Origin of the sequence: Streptococcus cristatus (assembly GCF_003943515.1) — a bacterium.
Taxonomy (GTDB): domain Bacteria; phylum Bacillota; class Bacilli; order Lactobacillales; family Streptococcaceae; genus Streptococcus; species Streptococcus cristatus_D.
On the sequence record NZ_RJPT01000001.1, the window covers coordinates 283,486 to 308,180 of the forward strand.

23 protein-coding genes are annotated in these 24,695 nt (G+C 45.8%); 19 read left to right on the plus strand and 4 right to left on the minus strand.

Going from position 1 to position 24,695, the window contains the following annotated elements; genetic code table 11:
- Window positions 1-21: 21 nt before the first annotated feature.
- Window positions 22-2,313, minus strand: a complete 2,292-nt coding sequence (locus tag D8791_RS01490) for a Xaa-Pro dipeptidyl-peptidase (RefSeq protein WP_125446016.1) — start codon at window positions 2,311-2,313, stop codon at window positions 22-24.
- A gap of 102 nt (window positions 2,314-2,415) precedes the next feature.
- On the opposite strand from D8791_RS01490, the gene gla reads away from it, so the two are divergent.
- From gla to D8791_RS01545, 11 genes are all read left to right on the plus strand, one after another.
- Complete coding sequence (gene gla / locus D8791_RS01495; RefSeq protein ID WP_125446017.1) at window positions 2,416-3,312, plus strand: aquaglyceroporin Gla; 897 nt, start codon at window positions 2,416-2,418, stop codon at window positions 3,310-3,312.
- A 192-nt stretch (window positions 3,313-3,504) separates the two neighbouring features.
- On the plus strand, window positions 3,505-4,242 hold the full coding sequence (locus D8791_RS01500; RefSeq protein ID WP_125446018.1) for a CppA N-terminal domain-containing protein: 738 nt from the start codon (window positions 3,505-3,507) through the stop codon (window positions 4,240-4,242).
- Window positions 4,239-5,171 (plus strand): serine hydrolase domain-containing protein, encoded by a 933-nt coding sequence (locus D8791_RS01505; RefSeq protein ID WP_125446019.1) that lies wholly within the window; start codon window positions 4,239-4,241, stop codon window positions 5,169-5,171. The genes D8791_RS01500 and D8791_RS01505 overlap by 4 nt, the downstream gene beginning before the upstream one ends.
- A gap of 178 nt (window positions 5,172-5,349) precedes the next feature.
- Complete coding sequence (mvk, locus tag D8791_RS01510; protein ID WP_125446020.1) at window positions 5,350-6,228, plus strand: mevalonate kinase; 879 nt, start codon at window positions 5,350-5,352, stop codon at window positions 6,226-6,228.
- On the plus strand, window positions 6,210-7,157 hold the full coding sequence (mvaD, locus tag D8791_RS01515; protein WP_125446021.1) for a diphosphomevalonate decarboxylase: 948 nt from the start codon (window positions 6,210-6,212) through the stop codon (window positions 7,155-7,157). Before mvk ends, mvaD begins: the two co-directional genes overlap by 19 nt.
- Window positions 7,147-8,166, plus strand: a complete 1,020-nt coding sequence (locus tag D8791_RS01520; protein ID WP_125446022.1) for a phosphomevalonate kinase — start codon at window positions 7,147-7,149, stop codon at window positions 8,164-8,166. Before mvaD ends, D8791_RS01520 begins: the two co-directional genes overlap by 11 nt.
- Window positions 8,150-9,154 (plus strand): type 2 isopentenyl-diphosphate Delta-isomerase, encoded by a 1,005-nt coding sequence (gene fni / locus D8791_RS01525; protein WP_125446023.1) that lies wholly within the window; start codon window positions 8,150-8,152, stop codon window positions 9,152-9,154. Before D8791_RS01520 ends, fni begins: the two co-directional genes overlap by 17 nt.
- 177 nt (window positions 9,155-9,331) lie before the next feature.
- The gene (rpsF, locus tag D8791_RS01530) at window positions 9,332-9,622 is read left to right on the plus strand and encodes a 30S ribosomal protein S6 (RefSeq protein ID WP_002896497.1); all 291 of its coding nucleotides are present in this window, start codon (window positions 9,332-9,334) and stop codon (window positions 9,620-9,622) included.
- Between the two features lie 11 nt (window positions 9,623-9,633).
- Window positions 9,634-10,128 carry a single-stranded DNA-binding protein gene (locus D8791_RS01535; RefSeq protein WP_061422217.1) on the plus strand — a complete coding sequence of 165 codons (495 nt, stop codon included), beginning with the start codon at window positions 9,634-9,636 and terminating at the stop codon, window positions 10,126-10,128.
- Between the two features lie 40 nt (window positions 10,129-10,168).
- Window positions 10,169-10,408, plus strand: coding sequence for a 30S ribosomal protein S18 (gene rpsR / locus D8791_RS01540; protein WP_000068664.1), 240 nt, complete (start codon window positions 10,169-10,171; stop codon window positions 10,406-10,408).
- A gap of 97 nt (window positions 10,409-10,505) precedes the next feature.
- Window positions 10,506-11,015: a GNAT family N-acetyltransferase gene (locus D8791_RS01545; protein WP_125446024.1), complete on the plus strand. Its 510-nt coding sequence runs from the start codon at window positions 10,506-10,508 to the stop codon at window positions 11,013-11,015.
- A 31-nt stretch (window positions 11,016-11,046) separates the two neighbouring features.
- On the opposite strand, the gene D8791_RS01550 is transcribed toward D8791_RS01545, so the two are convergent.
- On the minus strand, window positions 11,047-11,721 hold the full coding sequence (locus D8791_RS01550) for a DUF1129 domain-containing protein (protein ID WP_062123419.1): 675 nt from the start codon (window positions 11,719-11,721) through the stop codon (window positions 11,047-11,049).
- Window positions 11,722-11,739: 18 nt separating this feature from the next.
- A complete protein-coding gene (locus D8791_RS01555; RefSeq protein ID WP_125446025.1) occupies window positions 11,740-12,684 on the minus strand; it encodes a magnesium transporter CorA family protein in 945 nt (314 codons plus the stop codon).
- A 122-nt stretch (window positions 12,685-12,806) separates the two neighbouring features.
- Between D8791_RS01555 and uvrA the strand changes: the two genes are divergently transcribed.
- On the plus strand, window positions 12,807-15,632 hold the full coding sequence (gene uvrA, locus D8791_RS01560) for an excinuclease ABC subunit UvrA (RefSeq protein ID WP_125446026.1): 2,826 nt from the start codon (window positions 12,807-12,809) through the stop codon (window positions 15,630-15,632).
- A gap of 114 nt (window positions 15,633-15,746) precedes the next feature.
- Here uvrA and D8791_RS01565 read toward each other — a convergent pair whose 3' ends face one another.
- Window positions 15,747-16,202: a universal stress protein gene (locus tag D8791_RS01565; protein WP_125446027.1), complete on the minus strand. Its 456-nt coding sequence runs from the start codon at window positions 16,200-16,202 to the stop codon at window positions 15,747-15,749.
- Between the two features lie 257 nt (window positions 16,203-16,459).
- Between D8791_RS01565 and D8791_RS01570 the strand changes: the two genes are divergently transcribed.
- The 7 genes from D8791_RS01570 (at window position 16,460) to gatB (ending at window position 24,684) form a co-directional block, all read left to right on the plus strand.
- Window positions 16,460-17,674, plus strand: coding sequence for a pyridoxal phosphate-dependent aminotransferase (locus tag D8791_RS01570; protein ID WP_125446028.1), 1,215 nt, complete (start codon window positions 16,460-16,462; stop codon window positions 17,672-17,674).
- 212 nt (window positions 17,675-17,886) lie between these two features.
- Window positions 17,887-18,675, plus strand: a complete 789-nt coding sequence (codY, locus tag D8791_RS01575; RefSeq protein WP_005591692.1) for a GTP-sensing pleiotropic transcriptional regulator CodY — start codon at window positions 17,887-17,889, stop codon at window positions 18,673-18,675.
- Window positions 18,675-19,232, plus strand: coding sequence for a cysteine hydrolase family protein (locus D8791_RS01580; RefSeq protein WP_125446029.1), 558 nt, complete (start codon window positions 18,675-18,677; stop codon window positions 19,230-19,232). The genes codY and D8791_RS01580 overlap by 1 nt, the downstream gene beginning before the upstream one ends.
- Before the next feature lie 311 nt (window positions 19,233-19,543).
- A complete protein-coding gene (aspS, locus tag D8791_RS01585) occupies window positions 19,544-21,280 on the plus strand; it encodes an aspartate--tRNA ligase (RefSeq protein WP_125446030.1) in 1,737 nt (578 codons plus the stop codon).
- Between the two features lie 202 nt (window positions 21,281-21,482).
- Window positions 21,483-21,785 carry an Asp-tRNA(Asn)/Glu-tRNA(Gln) amidotransferase subunit GatC gene (gene gatC / locus D8791_RS01590; RefSeq protein WP_048763476.1) on the plus strand — a complete coding sequence of 101 codons (303 nt, stop codon included), beginning with the start codon at window positions 21,483-21,485 and terminating at the stop codon, window positions 21,783-21,785.
- Window positions 21,785-23,251: an Asp-tRNA(Asn)/Glu-tRNA(Gln) amidotransferase subunit GatA gene (gene gatA, locus D8791_RS01595; RefSeq protein WP_125446031.1), complete on the plus strand. Its 1,467-nt coding sequence runs from the start codon at window positions 21,785-21,787 to the stop codon at window positions 23,249-23,251. The genes gatC and gatA overlap by 1 nt, the downstream gene beginning before the upstream one ends.
- On the plus strand, window positions 23,251-24,684 hold the full coding sequence (gatB, locus tag D8791_RS01600) for an Asp-tRNA(Asn)/Glu-tRNA(Gln) amidotransferase subunit GatB (RefSeq protein ID WP_005591698.1): 1,434 nt from the start codon (window positions 23,251-23,253) through the stop codon (window positions 24,682-24,684). The genes gatA and gatB overlap by 1 nt, the downstream gene beginning before the upstream one ends.
- The last annotated feature ends 11 nt before the right edge of the window (window positions 24,685-24,695 follow it).

A 24,695-nucleotide genomic window follows, 5' to 3' on the forward strand; every position in this document is an offset into this window, starting at 1 on the left:
AATTTCAGCGTCTTTTAGGTTTTATGAAAGTGATGTCATGGTCGGCAAGTCTAGACTAGATTGCCCTAAATCTACCGTCAGCTGATAGTCGGTCTTATCACGAACAGTATGCTCAAAGTCTGTAGTGTAGAGGACGAGGCGGAGCTGGTCGCCTTTTTTCATCTTGTAGATGGTTGGTTGCAGATCAAAGCTACATTCCATCCATTGGTTAGGAGTAACTTCTTCGACCGTCAGCAAATCTGTCCGATTTTGCAGATTGAGGAAGCCTTTTGTGATGACACGGTGTGGCGTTTCGGTAAAAGGCAACTCAACTAGATTGTCCAGCATATAGTAGCGGCCGTTGTCCATGACTCTAGGCTCAAGCGGTATCGGAATTGGAGTGAGGCGTTTAGCTGGTCCAAAGTCCAGTAGTTGGGCAGAAATCAGCCCCTTGTCCGTGCTGGATTTAAGGCGCAGTTTGAGCTGGGTGGCTCCGTTAAGGAAGAGGTCGTCTTCTAAAGTCCAATCCAGAGTAATCTGGTTAACCTTGCCGTCAAAGAGTTCGTTTTTAAAGCTTTGGTAGTTTTTAGCAAAACGATTGTAATCTTCTTCTGAATATTGGTTTTGAATCTCTTGAGAGCCTTTACCTAGATGGAAATGAGCGTAGTGCTCTTGTCCACCGAAGTCTTCCAGAGTGAGCCAATTTTGAGCTTGGCTGTTGTCCTGCCAGATGACTGGTGGCAGTTCGAAGTCTGAAGCATGGCCTAGCAGTTTCTTGCTGAGGAGGGCATTCATGGATTCGCGGAAGTCAATGGACTGCCAGTTGTTCATGTAAACATGGGCACCATTGTGGAGGAAGAGGTGCTTTTTGATGTGAGCTGGCAGAGCTCGGAACATATTATAAACATGGAGAGGCTTGACATTCCAGTCTTGAGAGCCGTGGGTGAAGACGACTTCGGCCTTGACCTTATCTGTATGGAGCAGATAGTTGCGGTCATGCCAAAATTGATTGTAATCTCCGGTTTGCCGGTCTAGGTCTTTGCGCTGTTGCTCTAGGCTTCGCTGATAAGTATCATTATGACGCAGGTAGTCACCAGCCCTCAGGTTGCGGGAGTAGGTCAGTTCGGTCAGGGATTCAAAATCCTCTCCTGGATAGCCGCCAGGACTTGTGACGAGGCCATTTTCGCGGTAGTAGTTGTACCAAGAAGAGATACCAGCTTCGGCGATAATGACTTCCAACCCGTCTACGCCAGTCGTAGCCAGCCCGTTGGACATGGTGCCCAGATAGGAGATACCGGTCGTAGCTACTTTTCCGTTGGACCAAGTGGCCTTGATTTCCCGCTGGCGCGTGTGGTCGGTGAAGGCTCGGCAGCAGCCGTTGAGCCAGTCGATGACGTTCTTATAGGCCTCAATCTGCTGGTAGTCGCCGCTGGTCATCAGGCCTTGAGAATCTTTGGTTCCCACGCCAGACACATAGAGATTGGCAAAACCGCGTGGTAGCAAGTAGTCATTGAGCGTGTAGGTACCGATATGCCCCAATTTTTCCTCAGCTTCAGAGACTTCTTGGGCTGGAGCTGGCGCGTCCAGTTGGAGCAATTTGAGCTTAGTATCTTGTACTGTGATTTGATGAGGCTCTTTTTTTGCCAAGTCTACATTCATATTGTGGAGAGCCTTGTCGCTAGCCGGATCGTTGGTTCCCTGATGATAGGGAGAAGCGGTCATGACGGCAGGGATTTGCCCTTGGTAACGAGGACGGATAATGCTAACCTTGACCAAATCTGGCAGGCCGTCTCCATCAGTATCAACTCGGCTTTCCACATAAACGACCTCGCGGATGGCATCGTAGCTGGTAAAAGTTGCCAAGCTCTTGCCGTTGAAGTAGTGGTAGGTATTGTCCTCAGAAATCAATCCCTCGCTGACCAGCTTATCAACCAGCAGATTGCCATTTTTTGTTCGAGTGTTGAGCAACTGATAGAGGTTTTCTAGCAGATCGTCGTAAACGATAGGGAAGTTGCTTTCTGTTCGGAATTTCTCAAGATCGGTGAAATCAACAAAAGGCACAAAGTCCAAGAGCTGAAAGGCAGTCATATAGAAGACCTCAGCTGTCAGTTCGCGGTCTGATTCGAAGAAGGTCAACAGGTCAGTTTCGCTATCAGCGGCCCAAGCTCGAAGTAAGTAGTCGTTATCCTGATAGAGAAAGAAACAACGTTGTAGGAAGCTTTGGAGATTGTCTTTGTCAGAAAGGTGTGGCTCATAAACAAAGCCCAAGTCAGCTAATTCTTGGCGCATGGTGTCTGGATTTGTCTTGTGATAACTATACTGATTGAAGCGCATATTTTTCCCTCTTTTTCTTATTTTTGTTTAAAATGACCTTTACATTATCCATTATACTTGATAAAATATAGATTGTCTAAAAAATTTTAAAGGAGAAATTAGATGGATTTCAGTTGGGCTATTAAATATGCCACGGAATTTTTAGGAACAGCCATCCTTATCATTTTGGGGAATGGTGCTGTTGCCAATGTTGAATTAAAAGGAACTAAAGGTCATCAAAGTGGCTGGTTGGTCATTGCCGTTGGTTACGGTATGGGGGTTATGATTCCAGCTCTGATGTTTGGAAATACCTCAGGTAACCACATCAACCCTGCTTTCACTTTAGGGCTTGCAATTAGCGGTTACTTCCCATGGGCTCAGGTAGCTCCTTATATTATTGCTCAAGTTTTGGGTGCGATCTTCGGACAGGCTTTGGTCGTAGCGACACATCGTCCTTACTACTTGAAAACGGAAAATCCAAACAATATCTTGGGTACTTTCTCAACCATTTCAAGTCTAGATCATGGAACACCTGAATCTCGTAAAGCAGCAACAATCAATGGCTTTATCAATGAGTTTGTTGGTTCATTTGTTCTTTTCTTTGCAGCGATGGGCATGACTAAACTTCACTTCGGTGCGGAATTGAAAGTTCTTATTGAGAAGAATGTACAACAACAAGCTGATCAAGCAATTAAAGCTGGTCAGAAAGTAGCAGAATCAGATGTTCAAAGTCTTATTCACAATACATTTGCACAAGCAACAAATGGTTCATCTGCTGTCGCTCACTTGGCACTTGGTTTCCTTGTCATGGCTTTGGTAACTTCACTTGGAGGTCCTACTGGACCAGGCCTTAACCCAGCCCGTGACCTCGGACCTCGTATCTTGCACTTTATCTTGCCAAAATCAATCCTTGGTGAACACAAGGGCGATTCAAAATGGTGGTATTCTTGGGTACCGGTTGTAGCACCAATTGCAGCTGGTATTGCAGCAGTAGCTTTGTTTAAAGCGATTTACGGATAATATCTATCGAAAGACTGAGAGAAATCTCGGTCTTTTTTTGTTGGCTTCTGACTAATAGAAAAATGCGATTTGCTTTATATTTTTGGTCTGTTAGATTAGGATAGTGGAAATGTTCTGAAAATTGTTGGTTTGCGCATAATTTCTTGTCAAAAAAATGAAAATTTATTACAATAAAATAGTTTGGAGGAAGTTATGAGTGTGAATCATGTTGCAAGAATTGTTCCAGTAATAAAAGTAAATAATCGGAACCTAAATCAAGATTTCTATAGCAAAACGCTAGGGATGAAATCCCTATTAGAAGAAGGAGCCCAGTTGTCTTTGGGCGATCAAACTAAAACAGAAAGATTGATTTTAGAAGAATCTCCAAGCATGCGCTCTCGCCGAGTAAAAGGGGCAAAGAAATTGGCTCGCTTAGTGATCAGGGTGGCACAAGCGTCAGAAATTGAGGCTTTGTTGGCTCGAGGGATTGAAGTTGATAGTTTATATCGTGGGGAGAAAGGTTATGCTTTTGAAGCGACTTCCCCGGAAGGTGATCGTATCTTACTCCATGCGGAAGAGAAGGTGACTTGTCTGCAACCAGTCCAAGAAACTCCTGCATTTGCAGTGCAGGACGATTTTATCGGATTGAGTCAATTTGAAGTGGAAAAGATTGAACTTCGTGCCCCAGATTTGCAGGCTGTCAAGGACTTTTATCAGCCAGTAAGCAATGTCTTGGATTTCTTAGATGTGCAGGAAGCCCAAGGAGAAGATTTGACAGCTGATAATACGAAAACTTGGGATTTGGCTATGCTCAAATGTTTGGTGGCGGACTTTAATGTGGAACAACTGTCATCGATTTTTGCGACACAGGAGTTTTTTGTCCCTAAATCTAAAAAATTCTTGGTTAGCCAAGATCAAAGTAATATTGAACTATGGTTTGAGCAACTATGACCCAGCGGATTTTAGAAAAGATAGATCAGCAGCTTGCTGCGGGGCTTTATCCTGGGGCTAGTTTGTCTCTTTATCGTGATGGACACTGGCAGAGTTTCTATCTGGGCTTGGCAGACCCAGCCAATCAGTCAGCAACGCGAGCAGGTCTGGTTTATGATCTAGCCAGTGTCAGCAAGGTGGTCGGCGTAGGAACCTTGGTGGCATTTCTGTTTCAGAGTGGTGACTTGGATATAGATGCGCCTTTGCGGCGCTATTATCCTGCCTTTCATGATGATCGGGTGACCCTGCGTCAGCTTTTGACCCATACTTCTGGGCTTGATCCCTTTATTCCCAATCGGGATAGGCTCAATGCTCAAGAATTAAAGGCGGCTCTCAATAGCTTGACAGTGCAGGATGACAAAACCTTCCATTATACAGATGTTAATTTTCTCCTGCTGGGCTTTATGCTGGAGGATATCTATGGGGAGGATTTGGACAGGTTATTTGAAGAAAAGATTTTTCAGCCATGGGCGATGCGGAAAACTAGCTTTGGACCAGTAGCTTCTGCGGTTCCGACTGTTGGTGGTGTTAAAGCGGGTGTGGTTCATGATCCCAAAGCGCGTGTCTTAGGCCAGCATGCTGGTAGTGCTGGGCTTTTTTCAAGGCTTGAGGATTTGCAGATCTTTTTAGAGCATTATTTGCAGGATGAATTTGCAGAGAAATTGAGCCAAAACTTTGCTTCAGAGCCAGGCAAGACGCGCAGTCTAGCTTGGAATTTGGAGGGAGAATGGCTGGATCATACTGGCTATACGGGTACTTTTATCATGTGCAATCGGGCGGAGCAGAAAGCTGCAATCTTTTTGTCCAATCGCACCTATGAGAAGGATGAACGTGCCCAGTGGATTTTAGACCGCAATGAACTGATGGATCTAATCAGGAAAGAGTGGTAGCATCCTCCTTACCGAAGCTAAAGGTCAGTCGCTGATGTTGAAATAGGATAGAACTCCGGCACTTGCTTGGAGTTTTTGACTGTTCGACTTGCCTTGGCCAGCCAAAACAGGAAAAGATCGCTTTTTTTCCAAAAGTATATTAAAATATAGAAGATAGAAGGAAGAATAGAGAGAAAGTATGACGAAAGAGAAGGGTGTCGGCAAGGCACATAGCAAGATTATTCTGATGGGAGAGCATTCGGTGGTCTATGGCTATCCAGCCTTGGCTTTGCCTCTCAATAATATCGAAGTGACTTGTCAGGTATTCCCTTCTGAGAAGCCTTGGACTCTCTATGAGGAAGATACCTTGTCTATGGCTGTGTTTGCCTGTCTGGGGCACTTAGGGAAGCAAGGTGCTCAGATTCGCTGTCAGGTGAATTCCATGGTGCCAGAAAAGCGGGGCATGGGTTCGTCTGCTGCTGTCAGCATCGCAGCCATTCGTGCGGTTTTTGACTACTTTGAAGAGGCCTTGGATCCTGAAACGCTGGAAATTCTGGCCAATCGAGCAGAGATGATTGCCCATATGAATCCAAGTGGTCTGGATGCCAAGACCTGTCTTAGTGATGTAGCCATCAAGTTTATCCGTAATGTCGGATTTTCAGAGATTGAGTTAGATTTGAGCGCCTATCTGTTGATTGCGGATACGGGCATTCACGGACACACGCGGGAAGCCATCAAAAAGGTGGAAAGCTTGGGTCAGGAGGTTCTGCCCCTCTTACAGGAGTTGGGAAATTTGACGAAAATTGTTGAAAAGGCGATCCATCTCAAAGATTTGCTGACCATGGGTCAGGCTATGACTAAGGCTCACGGCAAACTAGCTCAGTTGGGAGTTTCTTGCCAGCTATCTGATGACTTGGTCGAGCTGGCGCTTGAAAATGGGGCTCTTGGAGCCAAAATGAGTGGCGGTGGTCTAGGTGGCTGCGTGATTGTGCTAATAAAAGAAAAGAAAGAGGCGGAAGACTTAGCCCGTCTTTTGAGAGAGAAAGGAGCCAGCAATATATGGATAGAAAGCCTGTAAGTGTCAAGTCTTACGCCAATATTGCTATTGTCAAGTATTGGGGCAAGGCAGATGCCGAGCGGATGATTCCTGCTACTAGTAGTATTTCCTTGACTTTAGAGAATATGTATACCCAAACCCAGTTAAGTCCACTTTCGGCTGAGGCTGCTGGCGATGAATTTTATATCGATGGGCAACTGCAAAGCCCAGAAGAACATGCCAAAGTCAGTCGAATTATTGACCGTTTTCGCACGGAGCCAAGTGACTGGGTGCGGATTGATACCAGTAACAATATGCCGACAGCGGCAGGTTTATCCTCTAGTTCCAGCGGCTTATCTGCTCTGGTCAAGGCTTGTGATGCTTATTTTGAAACTCATTACAATACTGAGGAGCTGGCCCAGTTGGCCAAGTTTGCTTCAGGATCATCAGCCCGCTCCTTCTTTGGTCCTTTGGCAGCATGGGACAAGGATAGCGGAGCAATTTATCCTGTGCAAACCGACCTTAAGCTAGCCATGATTATGTTGGTGCTTCATGATGAGAAAAAGCCGATTTCTAGTCGACTCGGTATGCAACTTTGTGCTGAAACTTCCAAAGATTTTCAGGCTTGGATTGACCAGTCGACTCAAGACTATCAGGATATGCTGGCTTACTTAAAGGATAATGATTTTGAGAAAGTTGGGCAATTGACCGAGGAGAATGCTTTGCGGATGCATGCAACGACAGAGACAGCCACGCCTCCATTTACTTATCTGACGGAGGAAAGCTATGCTGCAATGGACTTTGTTCGCCAGCTCCGAGGTCAGGGACATCGTTGCTATTTCACCATGGACGCTGGCCCTAATGTCAAGGTTCTCTGTCTTGAAGAGGACTTGGAAGACTTGGCGCCCCTCTTTGAGAATCAGTACCGTCTGATTGTCTCCAAAACGAAGGAATTGCCTGATGGAAACTAAGATGCAAGTCCAGACCTGCGGAAAGCTCTATCTAGCTGGAGAATACGCTGTTCTGAGCCCTGGGTATGCGGCTTTGATTAAGAATATTCCCATCTATATGCGGGCAGAGATTGAGGCGGCGGACAGCTATGAGCTGGATTCGGATCTCTTTAGCCACAAAGCCAGTCTAGAGCCAGACGCGGACTATGGCTTGATTCAAGAGACCATTCAGCTGATGAACGATTATCTCAGCTTGCTGCAACGCCCATTGCGCCCATTTGCTCTGACCATCAGAGGAAAAATGGAGAAAGACGGGCGTAAGTTTGGGCTGGGTTCTAGTGGCAGTGTGGTTGTCTTGACGATCAAGGCTATGGCTGCCTTTTATCAGCTGAAACTAAGCTCTGACCTCCTCTTTAGACTAGCTGCAGTAGTGCTTCTCAAGCGGGGGGATAATGGCTCCATGGGTGATTTGGCCTGCATTGCTTATAAACAACTGGTTTACTATCGTTCTTTTGATCGGCTGGCAATCCGCCAGCGATTGGTCGACACAAGTCTATTAGAGATTTTAAAGCAAGATTGGGGCTATGAAATCAAACCCATCCAGCCTAGTTTGGCCTGTGATTTCTTAGTTGGTTGGACGAGAGAACCGGCTATTTCGAGTGACCTTGTCAAGCAGGTTAAGTCGAGCTTGAACGAAGACTTTTTGACTCAAACCCAGCTTCAGGTGGATTGTCTGAAAGAAGCTTTTGAGTCTGTGGATAAGACAGCTGTAAAGAGTAGTCTATCGACTGCTAGCCAACTCTTAGACAGGCTCAGTCCGCTGATTTACACGGAGAAATTACAGGCCTTAAGAGAGGCGAGTCAGGGCTTGGATTGTGTCGCTAAAAGCAGTGGAGCTGGCGGTGGAGACTGTGGTTTCGCCTTGTCTTTTGCTACCGAAGATAGCCAAACCTTGATCCAACGCTGGCAAGAAGCTGGCCTGGAATTACTCTACCAAGAAAGGATAGGTGCTTATGAGCCAAAGTCGTAAAGATGATCATATCAACTACGCCCTAGAACAGCCCCTTGGCTACAATAGCTTTGATGATATAGAACTGATCCATCGCTCTTTGCCAGCCTATGATTTGGACGAGATTGACTTATCCACTCATTTCGCTGGGCGTGACTGGGATTTTCCCTTTTATATCAATGCTATGACAGGTGGAAGTCCAAAAGGTCGAGAAATCAATGAAAAACTGGCTAAAGTGGCGGAGGCCTGCGGCATCCTCTTTGTGACGGGTTCCTACAGTGCTGCTCTGAAAAATCCAGATGATGATTCTTACGTTGTGGCAAAGGATAAGCCTAGCCTACTCTTGGCCAGCAATATCGGTCTTGACAAACCAGTAGCAGCAGGCTTGCAGGCGGTGTCGGATTTGAAACCTTTGTTTCTCCAGCTACATGTCAATGTCATGCAAGAATTGCTAATGCCTGAGGGAGAGCGGACTTTCAGAACTTGGAAGCAGCATCTGGAAGCCTATGGAAAAGATTTTCCAGTTCCCCTTGTCCTCAAGGAAGTAGGATTTGGCATGGATCGGAAAACGATTGAGGAAGCTCAGACACTAGGGATTTCGACCTTTGATATTTCTGGTCGTGGTGGAACGAGCTTTGCCTATATTGAAAATCAGCGGAGCGGTCAGCGAGACTACCTCAACGGTTGGGGGCAGACCACAGCTCAGGCTTTACTGGCAGCCCAAGACTGGGTGGACAAGGTGGAGTTGCTGGCAAGTGGTGGCATTCGCCATCCTCTAGACATGGTTAAAGCCTTGGTTCTGGGTGCCAAAGCAGTCGGCCTTTCTCGGACTATGTTAGACTTGGTCGAAAAACACTCAGTCGAAGAGGTCATTGCTATTGTAAATGGTTGGAAAGAAGATTTACGGCTGTTGATGTGTGCCCTGTCCTGCCGCAACCTCCAAGACTTAAAATCTGTCCCCTATCTGCTCTACGGTCGCTTAAAAGAAGGAGCCGAGCAGGTGCAATAAATCACTAGCTTATGTGCTTTGTCTAGTTGATAAAATGCTTTAGCAAATCATTCAAGGAAAAGCGAAATTTATTCTTGCTATTTGTTGGAAAATCTAGTATAATTATTATTTGTGAGTGAACCTCACTTACCCCTTGCAGCGTCTTGGGGTCATTAGACCAAAAGGAGGAACATATCAATGGCTAAATACGAAATTCTTTATATTATTCGTCCAAACATTGAAGAAGAAGCTAAAAACGCTTTGGTAGCACGCTTTGACTCTATCTTGACTGACAACGGTGCAACTGTTGTTGAATCAAAAGACTGGGAAAAACGTCGTCTTGCATACGAAATCCAAGATTTCCGTGAAGGACTTTACCACATCGTTAACGTTGAAGCAAACGACGATGCAGCTCTTAAAGAGTTTGACCGTCTTTCAAAAATCAACGCTGACATTCTTCGTCACATGATCGTCAAACTTGACGCTTAAGAAGGTAAATTATGATTAATAACGTTGTACTTGTGGGACGTATGACCCGTGATGCTGAACTTCGCTATACACCGCAAAACCAAGCGGTCGCAACCTTTACTCTGGCTGTTAATCGCAACTTTAAAAATCAAAGTGGTGAGCGTGAAGCGGACTTTATCAATGTTGTTATCTGGCGTCAGCAGGCAGAAAATCTTGCTAATTGGGCCAAAAAAGGCGCTCTAATCGGAATTACTGGTCGCATCCAGACTCGTAACTACGACAATCAGCAAGGCCAGCGTGTCTATGTCACAGAAGTCGTTGCAGACAACTTCCAGCTTCTGGAAAGTCGTGCAAGCCGTGAAGGGCAACCTTCAGGTGGCTTTGGTGGCGGTGGCTTCGGTGGAAATTCTGCACCAAGCTATGGTAATGCTGACTCATTCAACCAAGTACCGAATTTTTCTCGTGATGAAAGCCCATTCGGCAATTCAAACCCGATGGACATCTCAGACGATGATTTACCATTCTAATAATGGACAAAACTAGAACTATAATATAAAGGAGAATAACATGGCTCAACAACGTCGTGGCGGATTCAAACGCCGTAAAAAAGTTGATTACATCGCAGCAAACAAGATTGAATATGTTGATTACAAAGATACTGAGCTTCTTAGCCGTTTCGTTTCAGAACGTGGGAAAATCCTTCCTCGTCGTGTAACAGGAACTTCAGCTAAAAACCAACGTAAAGTAACAACAGCTATCAAACGCGCTCGCGTAATGGCTTTGATGCCTTTCGTAAATGAAGACTAATATGAATCCCTGCTTCTAGCAGGGATTTTTGCTGTCTTGATGATAGGAAGGGACAGTGCTATAATAGGAGCAACTATCGAGATATGGGAGGCTTGCCATGACAGAAGAACTAGCCATCAGAAAGATGCTTTTTGAGGATATTGAAGGCTTATCGAATGCTTTTATCCAGCAAGGCTGGCCTGGTCGGAGAGAGATTTTAAAAAACTACTTTCTGGAGCAAGAGGCGGGTGAGCGCCAAGTTTTGGTGGCGGTTGTTGGGGAATTTTTGGCTGGCTACATTACAGTCATCCCATTGGCAAAGCATGGGCCTTTTGCTAGTCTTTATACTGAGTTAACGGATTTTAATGTTTTTGAAAGTTTCCAAAAGCGAGGAATTGGCACAGCTTTATTGGACAAAGCAGAGCAAGTAGCGCAGCATTATTCAGATGTGGTCAGCTTGGGTGTTGGGCTACATAAAGGCTATGGTCCAGCACAACGACTGTATGTAGGTCGCGGTTATATGCCAGATGGGTCAGGAGTTTGGTTTCAAAATCAGCCACTTACGCCCTATGCTTCGTGCGAGAATAACGATGAGTTGGTGTTATACTTTTCAAAAAGAGCAAAATAAAAGAGGTTGAAAACCTCTTTTTCTATGCTGCTTAATATTTCGCTGGTCCCATAGTCGCACTCTTGATATTGAAGCGCTTCTTGAGATAGAAACGGAGTGCTAGGGTGATCCCTCCGATGATGGCAACGACAATGTTTGACAAATGTGGGTTGAGAGAGTCGGGCAGTAAGCTAGAACCAATGATTGAAAGGGTCCAAAGACCAATGGCTACTAGCATGATAAGGATAGATTTGAGTAGATGTGGACGCTGGCTACGGTCAGTGTCTGGTCCGTAAAAACGGTAAACGAAATGATAGAGGGCGTAGAAAGCGAGACCGCCGACAATACTACCAAAGACAAGTGTCGTCATGCCGTAAACAGAGGGTTTAGAAGATGCCAAATTGACGATGGAAGTCAGAACGGTGAAGAAACCGAAAATGAAGAGGACGGAATCCAGCATCATCCATTTTGGATCATCATTTTGCTTGGGATGCTCGGCATCATAGCGCTCTTTGGCAGTGAGAGAAGAAGCCCAGTAAGTTGGTGCCCCATAGAGAGCACGGGCAGGGATACCCTTGGCTTGATTTTCTAAAATGTTTGGAATAATTTCCTCCAAGATTGCCTTCACTTCTTCATCGGATTTGCCATCTTTGAGGAGTTGGTGAGTGGCGATGTGGAGAAATTCCTTATTTTTCTTGGTTAGTTTGTCTGATACTACTTGTGACATAAGCGTCCTTTCTGGTGGTTAGAATAATTTTTTATGGAAGAGGTAGAGGGTTAGAGAGCCGCTCAGAGCAAAGGCGATAAACATGATAATCCAGAAGGCATGGGGCTCGCCGTTTAGAGGCAGTTCATTATCTTTGAAGTTCATCCCATAGGCTGAGAAGAGCATGGTCGGGATGGACATAACAACGGTTACCAGAGCCAGTGTCTTCATGACATTGTTCTGGTTGTTGGAAATAATGGACGCAAAAGTATCTGTCATGCTGTGGAGGATGTTTCCATAAATATCAGCCATCTCAATGGCCTGCTGGGTCTCAATCAGGGTATCTTCCAGCAAGTCCTCATCTTCCAGATATTTTTTGATATTGCTGGTAGCGCTGGTCAATTTTTTGATCACACGCTCGTTGGTTTTAAGGGAGGCCTTGAAATAGACGATGGTCTTTTCTAGCTCCATGAGCTCAATCAGTTCTTCATTTCGAGTCGACTGGTGCAGTTGGCTTTCAATCTGCTCACTCTTGCGGTCAATGGAACGCAGGGCTGTCAGATATAGTTCGGCATTGCGGTAGAGAATCTGAAAGATAAAACGTGACCGCATGAAGGTGTAAAAGTTGCGCAGTTGTCGATTGATGAAAATATCGAGCAGGGGCAATTTTTCCAAGCAGGTCGTGATAATCGCTTCTTCCGTGATGATAATACCAAGCGGGATAGTAACATAGTAAGTCTGATTATTCCGCTCCTCAGTGATGGGTACGTCTACGATGATCAGTGTGTACTCATCCTCAATGGTGACACGAGACATTTCTTCGGCATCGAGTGGTGCTCGTAGGTCAGCTATGTCAATGCCAAAGGCGTTTGCGATTTCTAAAGATTCGTTCTGGGAAGGATTGACCATATTGATCCAAGTTCCCGATTCAAGTGTATCAATCTCCTTGAACTCGGTTGTTGTTGATAAAAATACTTGCTTCATATCTCCTCCTAGAATCGTTTATAAGCACCGTCTTATTATACTACAAATTCTAGTCTTTTGGGCAAAAGTTTGCAGAAAAATTTGCTATAATAGAAGAAGTTTAAAGGTAAAGTGTGGAAGAGATGCAAGATAAAATTGTGATTCATGGAGCGCGAGCTCATAATTTAAAAAATATTGATGTGGAAATTCCGCGGGACAAGCTGGTCGTGGTAACAGGTCTGTCCGGTTCGGGCAAGTCCAGTCTGGCTTTTGACACCCTTTATGCAGAAGGGCAGCGCCGCTATGTGGAGAGTCTATCGGCTTATGCTCGGCAGTTTTTGGGCAATATGGAAAAGCCGGATGTGGACTCGATTGATGGTCTCAGCCCAGCTATTTCCATCGACCAGAAGACGACCAGTAAAAATCCCCGTTCAACAGTTGGAACAGCCACCGAAATCAATGACTACCTGCGCCTGCTCTATGCCCGTGTTGGAACGCCCTACTGTGTCAATGGACATGGAGCTATTAAGGCTTCGTCTGTTGAGCAGATTGTCGACAAGGTTTTAGAATTGCCCGAGCGTCAGCGACTGCAGATTTTGGCGCCGGTCATCCGCAAGAAAAAGGGCCAGCATAAGACCGTTTTTGATAAGATTCAGAAAGACGGTTATGTCCGGGTGCGCGTGGATGGCGATGTCTACGATGTAACAGAAGTGCCAGAGCTTTCTAAGAGCAAGCAGCATGATATTGAAGTCGTGGTGGATAGAATTGTCATCAAGGAAGGGGTGCGCAGCCGTCTCTTTGACTCGGTCGAAGCAGCTCTGCGGATTGCTGAGGGCTATGTGGTGATTGACACTATGGATGGTCAAGAGCTGCTCTTTTCTGAGCACTATGCCTGTCCAGTTTGTGGCTTTACAGTGCCAGAGTTAGAGCCACGCCTCTTTTCTTTCAATGCGCCTTTTGGCTCCTGTCCGGACTGTGATGGTCTGGGGGTTAAGCTGGAGGTAGATCTAGATGTGGTCGTGCCAGATTCTAGCAAGACTTTGCGCGAAGGAGCGCTAGCGCCTTGGAATCCTATCTCATCTAACTACTATCCGCAGATGCTGGAGCAAGCGATGGCAGCCTTTGGCATTGATATGGATAAGCCTTTTGAGGATCTGACGGAGGAAGAAAAGCAGCTGATTTTCTTTGGCTCAGATGGACGGGAGTTCCATTTCCACTATGAAAATGAATTTGGCGGTGTGCGAGATATTGACATTCCTTTTGAGGGGGTTGTCACTAATATCAACCGTCGCTACCATGAAACCAATAGTGATTTTACTCGGACGCAGATGCGGGCTTATATGAATGAGCTGACTTGTGCGGCTTGTCAGGGCTATCGACTCAGTCCTCAGGCTCTTTCTGTCAAGGTTGGCGGCGAAGATGGCTTGCACATCGGTGAGATTTCAGATTTGTCGATTGCTGATCATTTGCTTCAGTTGGACAAGCTTAGCTTGACTGACAATGAAGCTACGATTGCGCGGCCTATTCTCAAAGAAATTCATGACCGTCTGACCTTCCTCAATAACGTTGGCCTCAATTACCTGACTTTGTCTCGCTCGGCTGGGACTCTATCAGGAGGTGAGAGTCAGCGGATTCGCTTGGCGACTCAGATCGGTTCCAATCTAAGTGGCGTTCTCTATATCCTGGACGAGCCCTCTATTGGCTTGCACCAGCGTGACAATGACCGCCTGATTGCCAGCCTCAAGAAGATGCGCGACCTGGGAAATACCCTTATCGTGGTTGAGCACGATGAGGACACCATGCGGGAAGCTGACTGGCTGATTGATGTGGGACCAGGAGCCGGTGTTTTCGGTGGTGAAATCGTCGCAGCCGGTACTCCTGCACAAGTGGCCAAGAGCAAGAAATCCATCACAGGCCAATACCTGTCAGGTAAGCGCGAGATCCCAGTACCATTGGAACGCCGTGTAGGCAATGGCCGCTTTATTGAAGTGACAGGGGCTCAGGAAAATAACTTGCAGAATATCACGGCCAGATTCCCCTTGGGCAAATTTATCGCTGTGACAGGAGTTTCTGGATCCGGCAAGTCAACGCTGGTCAACTCTATCCTTAAAAAGGCTATCGCTCAAAAACTCAACCGTAATTCTGCCAAGCCTGGTAAGTTCAAGAAAATCAGCGGCATTGAGCATGTGGATCGACTGATTGATATTGACCAAAGTCCGATTGGCCGGACACCGCGCTCTAATCCGGCTACCTATACTGGAGTTTTTGACGATATTCGCGATCTGTTTGCTAAGACCAATGAAGCCAAGATTCGTGGCTACAAGAAGGGACGTTTCAGCTTTAATGTCAAGGGCGGCCGCTGTGAGGCCTGCTCGGGTGATGGGATTATCAAGATTGAGATGCACTTCCTGCCTGACGTCTATGTAGCCTGCGAGGTCTGCCACGGTACCCGCTATAATAGCGAGACTCTAGAAGTTCACTACAAGGAGAAGAATATCGCTCAGGTTCTGGACATGACGGTCAATGATGCGGTGGAATTCTTCCAGCATATTCCCAAGATTGCCCGCAAACTCCAGACCATCAAGGATGTGGGACTAGGCTATGTGACTCTGGGGCAGCCAGCCACAACCTTGTCAGGTGGTGAAGCTCAGCGGATGAAGCTGGCCAGCGAACTTCACAAGCGCTCGACTGGTAAGTCCTTCTATATCTTGGATGAGCCGACCACGGGTCTGCATTCTGAAGACATTGCCAAGCTCCTTCATGTGCTATCTCGCTTCGTGGACGATGGCAATACGGTCCTCGTCATCGAGCACAATCTGGATGTTATCAAGACAGCTGACCATATCATCGACCTAGGCCCAGAAGGCGGTGTCGGTGGTGGAACGATTATTGCGACAGGAACACCAGAAGAAGTCGCAGCCAACCCAGCCAGCTATACCGGTCAGTATTTGAAAGGTAAGCTGAAATAAGATTTTTATTGTTCTAAAACACAAATCCCTCACTAGGCTAGCCTAATGAGGGATTTTAATTTACAGTTATGAGGGAAGTAGGGCACAGCTATCGCAGCTGCCTACTAGATACTTTTAGAATGTTTTCTCTTTGTCACGAACGACTAGTAAGTCCACTTTCGCGTGGCGAAGGATATATTCGGATGATGAGCCGACTAGGAGGCGTTCAAAGGCATTGAGACCAGTAGCCCCGACCATAATCAAATCAACCTTGTGTTCGTCAGGAATGTCAGTTGACAGGAGGGTTTTGGGATTGCCCAGTTCAATGACGATATCAACGTATTTGATCCCGGCTTTTTGCGCTTTTTCCTTGTATTCTGTCATCAACTTTTGTGCCTCTTCTTGGAGGTCTTCGTAGACCTCAGCGTCAAAGGTTGAGACGCTTTGGAGAGCCCGTGTATCAATCACGTGAGCAATTGTCAAGCGAGAAGCATTTCTCAGTGCTACATTAACACCTTTTTCAAAAGCGAGTTCTGCTTCGCGAGAGCCGTCAACAGCGACCATGATATTTTCATATTTTTGTTGAGTCATAAAGCTACCTCCATCTTTTGTCGAATACTAGATTCGAGTTTCTTATATCTTCACTTATATTGTAAACCTTTTCAGAAAAAAAGTAAAGCTGCAAATGAAATTCAGAAATCAAGTGAAATTATTGTGATGGATACGTGTATTTTCCTAAGTTATAAGGTATATTTCAATTCAAACAAGCTTTCCCAAATTCTTCCTGATTGTCAATCTTTTTTTCTGGTGGTATAATAAAATCATTCAGATGAATTGAGGAAAATAGGATGAAAGAATTTAATAAGTCCAGCAAACTGGAGCATGTAGCCTATGATATTCGTGGACCGGTGTTGGATGAAGCGATGCGGATGCGGGCCAACGGAGAAAAAATCCTCCGCTTGAACACGGGAAATCCAGCTGAATTTGGCTTTACCGCTCCAGACGAGGTCATTCATGATTTGATTATGAATGCGCGTGATAGTGAGGGGTACTCTGATTCTAAGGGGATTTTCTCAGCCCGTAAGGCCATTATGCAGTATTGCCAGCTCAGAAATTTCCCTAATGTTGATATCGATGATATTTATCTTGGAAATGGAGTCAGCGAGCTGATTGTTATGTCTATGCAGGGACTCTTGGATGATGGAGATGAGGTCTTAGTACCGATGCCGGATTATCCGCTCTGGACGGCTGCAGTTAGTCTGGCTGGTGGGAATGCGGTTCATTATATCTGTGATGAGCAGGCAGAATGGTATCCAGATATTGACGATATCAAGTCAAAAATCACCTCTAATACTAAGGCTATCATTATCATCAATCCTAACAATCCAACGGGGGCACTTTATCCTAAGGAACTTTTGCTAGAAATTGTGGAAATTGCTCGCCAGAACAATCTTATCATCTTTGCGGATGAAATTTATGACCGCATGGTGATGGATGGGTATGTGCATACGCCTGTAGCTAGTCTGGCTCCTGATGTTTTCTGTGTCAGCATGAATGGCCTGTCAAAATCCCACCGTATCGCTGGCTTCCGAGTTGGCTGGATGGTACTATCTGGTCCTAAGCGGCACGTCAAAGGCTATATCGAAGGCCTCAATATGCTGTCTAATATGCGCCTTTGCTCCAACGTCTTGGCCCAGCAGGTTGTGCAAACATCGCTTGGAGGTCACCAGTCGGTGGATGAATTGCTTTTGCCAGGTGGCCGTATCTATGAACAAAGAAACTTCATTTACAATGCCATTCAAGATATTCCAGGTTTGTCTGCAGTCAAACCTAAGGCGGGTCTTTACATCTTCCCGAAAATTGATCGAGAAATGTACCGTATCGATGATGATGAGCAGTTTGTCTTGGATTTCCTCAAGCAGGAAAAAGTCCTTCTTGTCCATGGTCGAGGCTTTAACTGGAAGGACCCAGATCATTTCCGAATCGTTTATTTGCCTCGGGTAGATGAGCTAGCTCAGATCCAAGAAAAAATGACGCGCTTCCTGCGCCAATACCGCAGATAAGCATAAAATACAAGTCATAAACCGTTTAAAACAAATTCGTCTTAGAATTGTTTTAAATGGTTTTTTTGATGGAGTGATTTTTTTCGCAATCGCCAAATTCTGAATCTTTCAGAATTGTAGCGAATTTTTTTTCAATACACAATTTTCAGATAATTATTGAAAATTTCAGTCGATTATGGTACAATCAAGGAGACTAAATACGAGGTAAATCTATGGCAAAACTATTAGAAAAAACAAGGAAGATTACTTCTATCTTGAAACGTTCAGAAGAGCAACTTCAGGAGGAACTTCCTTACAATGCGATCACTCGCCAGCTTGCTGATATTATTCATTGCAATGCCTGTATCATCAACAGCAAGGGCCGTCTCTTGGGCTATTTCATGCGCTACAAGACAAATAATGATCGTGTAGAAGCTTTTTTCCAAGACAAGACTTTCCCCAAAGAATATGTCCAAGAAGCAAACATGGTGTATGAGACAGAGGCCAATCTGCCTGTAACTCACGATTTGACGATTTTCCCAGTGGAAACCAAGGATGAATTTCCAGATGGTTTGACTACTATCGCACCGATTCATGTTTCAGGAATTCGCTTGGGCTCGCTGATTATCTGGCGCAATGATAAAGAATTTTTGGATGACGATTTGATTTTGGTCGAGATTGCCAGCACAGTGGTTGGTATCCAGCTGCTTAACTTCCAGCGGGAAGAGGATGAGAAAAATATCCGCCGCCGGACGGCAGTGACCATGGCGGTTAATACCCTATCTTACTCAGAGCTGAGAGCTGTTTCAGCTATTCTGGGTGAGCTCAATGGCAATGAAGGTCAACTGACGGCTTCTGTCATTGCTGACCGCATCGGGATTACCCGTTCAGTGATTGTCAATGCTCTGCGCAAACTGGAAAGCGCTGGGATTATTGAAAGCCGCTCGCTGGGAATGAAAGGGACTTATCTGAAAGTGCTGATCCCAGATGTTTTTGAGGAAATTAAAAAGAGGGACTACTAATGGCTAAAGCACTGATTTCCATTGATTATACAGTTGATTTTGTTGCAGATGAGGGTAAGTTAACAGCAGGAGCGCCTGCTCAGGCGATTTCTGAAGCTATTGCTCAAGTGACCGAGGCGGCTTTTGATCGAGGGGACTATGTCTTCTTTACTATTGATGCCCATGATGAAAATGACGCCTTTCACCCAGAAAGCAAGCTTTTTCCGCCCCACAATATCAAGGGAACGAGCGGGCGCAATCTTTACGGGCCTTTGGCTAATTTTTATGAGAAGCATCAAGCAGACTCTCGGGTCTTTTGGATGGATAAGCGTCATTATTCTGCTTTTTCTGGCACGGATTTAGATATCCGCCTGCGGGAAAGAAAGGTAGATACGGTCATTTTGACTGGAGTCTTGACGGATATTTGCGTCCTGCATACGGCGATCGATGCCTATAATCTTGGTTATCAGATTCAAGTGGTAGAGCCAGCTGTGGCTTCTCTGTCAGAGGAAAATCACAAATTTGCCTTAAACCACTTGCAAAATGTCCTAGGTTCGACTATAATAAATACAATTTAAGAGTAAAAGAGAAGCAGAGTAGGCTTGCTGACTTGCACAGAGAGTGCTGATAGCTGAGAGCAGCACCAAGAAAGCAAAAACCGAAGAACATGTTTCGTAATCTTTTGTGTGATCAAGCACAAACGCCGCTCACGTTACGAGCGCAGAGGCTGCCTTTTAAGGCGGCGAATAACAGTGGTACCACGGCTTTCGTCTGTTTTAGAGACGGAGGCCCTTTTCTTTTGCCGTGATTCAAGTGAAGACGATGGAAGAACGTGGTAATATCCTGAACAACAGGGCGAAGCTACAAATTGATGTGAGAGGGAAAGAACATGAAAGAAATTTTTATCGGGAACTATGGTTTAGAGCAGGTCGGACAGACCATGACCGCAACTGGCTGGGTGGCCAATATCCGTAATCACGGCAAGCTGGCCTTTATTGAATTACGGGACCGTGAGGGCTTGCTTCAGGTCTTCGTTGGCGGTGAGATTGAAGATTTTGCCAAGCTGGAAGACATTGGCAAAGAGGATGTTATTGCAGTGACAGGGCAAGTCGTTCAGCGGGAAGAGCGTTTTGTCAACAGGGCCATCAAGTCTGGTCAGGTTGAGCTGAGGGCAGAGAAGATTGAGGTCATTGCTAGCAGCAAGGCCCTGCCTTTTGAGCTGGACCAGCATGCCCATACAGGGGAAGACCTGCGTCAGAAATACCGCTATCTGGACTTGCGGCGTGAGAAGATGACACATAACCTCAAACTTCGTCATCAGGTCACCTCAACCATTCGGGAATATTTGAATCGTTTGGACTTTTTGGAAGTCGAGACGCCTTATCTGACCAAGTCAACTCCTGAAGGAGCTAGAGATTTCTTGGTGCCTAGTCGGGTCTTTAAAAATCAATTCTACGCTCTGCCGCAGAGCCCTCAGATGCTCAAGCAGTTGCTGATGGGAGCTGGCCTCGAGCGCTATTATCAGATTGTTCGTTGTTTCCGTGACGAAGACCTGCGAGGCGACCGTCAGCCAGAGTTTACCCAGGTGGACTTAGAGCTGAGTTTTGCAAGCGAAGAAGAAATTCGCGCTTTGGTTGAAGCTATGCTCAAGGCTGTTGTTAAGAAAACTCATGGTTTAGAGTTGACAGAAGCTTTTCCAACGATCAGCTATGAAGAAGCTATGAGCCGCTTTGGTTCTGATAAGCCAGATACACGCTTTGGTTTAGAGTTGAAGAGTTTGACGGATTTGTGCCAGTCCAATGATTCGCTCCTCATCAAGAAAGCCTTGGATAACCAAGAGGAAGTGATGGGAATCTGTGTGCCAGATGCGGCTAGTGCTTTTAGCAAGAAGCAGCTGAGCCACTACTATCAGGAAATGAAGGAATTTGGCTGCAGTCGTTTTGCCAGTCTAAAGGTTGAAAATGGCCAGTTAGTTGGAGATTTGGCTAGCACCTTTGAGGCTGAGAGTCAGGATTTACTAGCACGTTTTGAGGCCAAGGATGGAGACTTGATTCTGCTAGTCATGGCCAAGAAGCGTCGGGCTCAGGAAGCTTTGGGCCATCTGCGTATAGAAGTTGCAAAAGCTTTGGATTTGATTGATTCGAGTCTGCTTCATTTCCTCTGGGTTGTGGACTGGCCGCTGCTGGAGTGGAATGAAGACCAAAACCGTTATCAAGCCATGCACCATCCTTTCACACAGGGCATTTTTGAAGAAGGTCAGGAGCCAGACCAATTCCGCAGTCACGCTTATGACATCGTTTTAAATGGCTATGAAATTGGTGGAGGGAGTCTGCGGATTCATGATCGGAAGGCTCAGGAAGCGATGTTTGAGCTGCTGGGCATGAGCCGAGAAGACTATGAGCGGGACTTTGGTTTCTTCCTAGAAGCCTTGGAGTACGGCTTCCCACCACACGGCGGCTTGGCTCTGGGCTTGGATCGCTTGGTTATGATTTTGGCTGGGGAAGAAAATATCCGCCAAGTCATTGCCTTTCCGAAAAATGGTACTGGTTTTGACCCTATGCTGGAAAGTCCAAGTTTGGTTGACCAAAGACAGCTCAAAGAACTGCATTTGGAATTGAAGAATTAGCCAGAAATATGGTAAAATGAAATGATGCGATTTCCTGAAGAAATCAGGAAGAAGTCAAAGAAAGAGGTCGTAGCTACGAGAGCTTAGCGCCTCTATCTTAGCAAAACAATGCGAGTTAAATACCTCGAAAACAAAGATCTTTCTTAGACTTATCATTTTCGACTGGTATTCAGGCTCGCCTATCTTATGAAAGGAATCAGAGATGAAGATTACTCAAGAAGAAGTAAGTCACGTTGCAAAACTGTCAAAACTGGCTTTTTCACCAGAAGAGACAGCTGAGTTTGCGACAACCTTGTCTAAAATTGTCGACATGGTCGAATTGCTCAATGAAGTGGATACGGAGGGTGTGCCTTTCACTTCCAATGTGGCAGCTAACATCAACTATATGCGAGAAGATGTGGCTCAGCCAGGCTGGAACCGGGACGAGCTTTTCCAAAATGTACCTGAAAAAGAGCGGGGCTACATCAAAGTGCCTGCCATCCTAGATGACGGAGGAGATGCCTAATGACTTTTAATCACAAGACCATTGAAGAGTTGCATGATCTGCTGGTCAAGAAAGAAATTTCTGCAGTAGAGTTAACTCAGGCAACTTTGGCAGACATCAAAGAACGTGAAGCTGCCGTGGACAGTTTCATCACTATCAGTGAAGAGGAAGCATTGGCTCAGGCTGCAGCTCTGGATGCCAAGGGCATTGATGCGGACAATCTTATGAGCGGAATTCCGTTAGCGGTTAAGGACAATATCTCAACCAAGGGAATTTTGACAACAGCTGCATCTAAAATGCTCTATAACTACAAGCCGATTTTCGATGCGACCAGTGTGGAGAAGCTCTATGGTAAGGACATGATTATCGTTGGGAAGACCAACATGGACGAGTTCGCTATGGGTGGATCCAGTGAAAATTCTTACTTTAAGACGACTAAGAATGCTTGGGACAGCAGCAAGGTTCCTGGTGGATCATCTGGTGGTTCAGCGACAGCTGTTGCTTCTGGTCAGGTTCGTCTATCACTGGGTTCAGATACGGGTGGTTCTATTCGCCAGCCTGCTTCCTTTAACGGTGTAGTCGGCCTCAAGCCAACCTACGGACGTGTTTCCCGTTTTGGTCTCATTGCTTTTGGTTCTTCTTTAGACCAGATTGGGCCTTTCTCTCAAACGGTTAAGGAAAATGCCCAGCTTTTGAATGTTATTTCTGGTAATGATCCTAAGGATTCTACATCATCACAAGAAGCAGTGCCAGACTTTACCAGCAAGATTGGCCTAGACATCAAGGGCATGAAGATTGCCTTGCCTAAGGAATACATGGGTGAGGGGATTGACAGCAAGGTCAAGGAAACGATTTTGTCAGCAGCCAAGCACTTGGAAAGCCTAGGTGCGATTGTTGAAGAAGTTAGCCTGCCCCACAGCAAGTATGGCGTGGCTGTTTACTATATCATCGCTTCCTCTGAAGCTAGTTCTAACTTGCAGCGTTTTGATGGTATTCGCTATGGCTACCGCGCAGAAGGCATTGAAAATCTAGAAGATGTCTATGTCAAATCTCGTAGCGAAGGCTTTGGTGAAGAAGTGAAACGCCGCATCATGCTGGGAACTTTCAGTCTGTCATCTGGTTACTACGATGCTTACTTTAAGAAAGCTGGTCAGGTTCGGACCCTGATTATGCAAGATTTTGCTAAGGTTTTTGAAAAATATGATTTGATCTTAGGTCCAACTGCACCAACGGTTGCTTATGATTTGGGTAGTCAAAACCAAGATCCAGTGGCCATGTATCTGGCTGACCTTTTGACCATTCCAGTCAATCTGGCTGGCCTACCGGGCATTTCAATCCCAGCTGGCTTTGCAGATGGTCTTCCTGTCGGCCTGCAGTTGATTGGTAACCACTTCGATGAAGCGACTATCTATCAGGTAGCCGCAGCATTTGAAGCGACGACTGACTATCACAAACAGCAGCCAGTTATCTTTGGAGGTGAAAAATAATGAACTTTGAAACAGTTATCGGACTGGAAGTCCATGTTGAATTGAAGACCAATTCAAAAATTTTCTCACCGGCTCCAGCTCACTTCGGTGAAGATCCAAATGCCAACACCAATATCATTGATTGGTCTTTCCCAGGTGTTCTGCCTGTTATGAATAAAGGTGTTATCGACTATGGTATTAAAGCTGCGCTGGCTTTGAACATGGATATTCACCAGAAGATGCACTTTGACCGCAAGAATTACTTCTACCCGGACAATCCAAAAGCCTATCAAATTTCTCAGTTTGATGAGCCGATTGGCTACAATGGTTGGATTGAGATTGAGCTAGAAGACGGCACGACCAAGAAAATCCGTATCGAGCGGGCCCACTTGGAAGAAGATGCCGGAAAGAATACCCACGGCAGTGACGGCTACTCTTATGTGGACCTCAACCGCCAAGGGGTGCCGCTGATTGAGATTGTATCAGAAGCGGATATGCGCAGTCCAGAAGAAGCTTATGCCTATCTGACTGCCCTCAAGGAAATCATCCAGTACACGGGCATTTCGGATGTCAAGATGGAAGAGGGTTCCATGCGGGTGGATGCCAATATTTCTATCCGTCCTTACGGTCAGGAAGAATTTGGTACCAAGACTGAGCTGAAAAACCTTAACTCCTTCAACTTTGTCCGCAAGGGTCTGGCATTTGAGGAAAAGCGCCAAGCTGAAATCCTACGCAGCGGTGGTCAAATCCGTCAGGAAACCCGTCGTTATGACGAAGCGACTGGCGAAACCTTGCTCATGCGGGTCAAGGAAGGTTCAGCGGACTACCGTTACTTCCCAGAGCCTGATCTGCCGATCTTTGAGATTGAAGATGCTTGGATTGAGCAAGTACGCAGTAGTCTGCCAGCCTTTCCAAAAGAACGTCGGGCTAAGTATGTGGGCGATTACGGTCTGTCTGACTATGATGCCAAGCAGTTGACAGCAACGAAGGCTGTGTCAGACTTCTTTGAAGCAGCTGTTGCTGCAGGTGGAGACGCTAAGTCGGTCTCTAACTGGCTCCAAGGTGAAGTGGCTCAATATCTCAATGCTGAAGGCAAGACTATCTCTGAGATTGAGCTGACGCCTGAGAACCTGACTGAGATGATTGCGCTGATTGCAGACGGTACGATTTCTTCTAAGATTGCCAAGAAGGTCTTTGTCCATTTAGCTAAAAATGGTGGCTCTGCAAAAGAGTATGTACAGAAAGCAGGATTGATCCAAATTTCAGACCCTGCTCAACTTCTTCCTATTATCCAGCAAGTCTTTGCGGATAATGAAAAAGCCATCAATGACTATAAGGGTGGCAATAAGAATGCGGCCAAATCCTTGATTGGTCAGCTCATGAAGGCCACTAAGGGCCAAGCCAACCCACAAGTAGCACAAAAACTACTGAACGAAGAGTTGGAGAAACTTTAGAGATAAGTAGA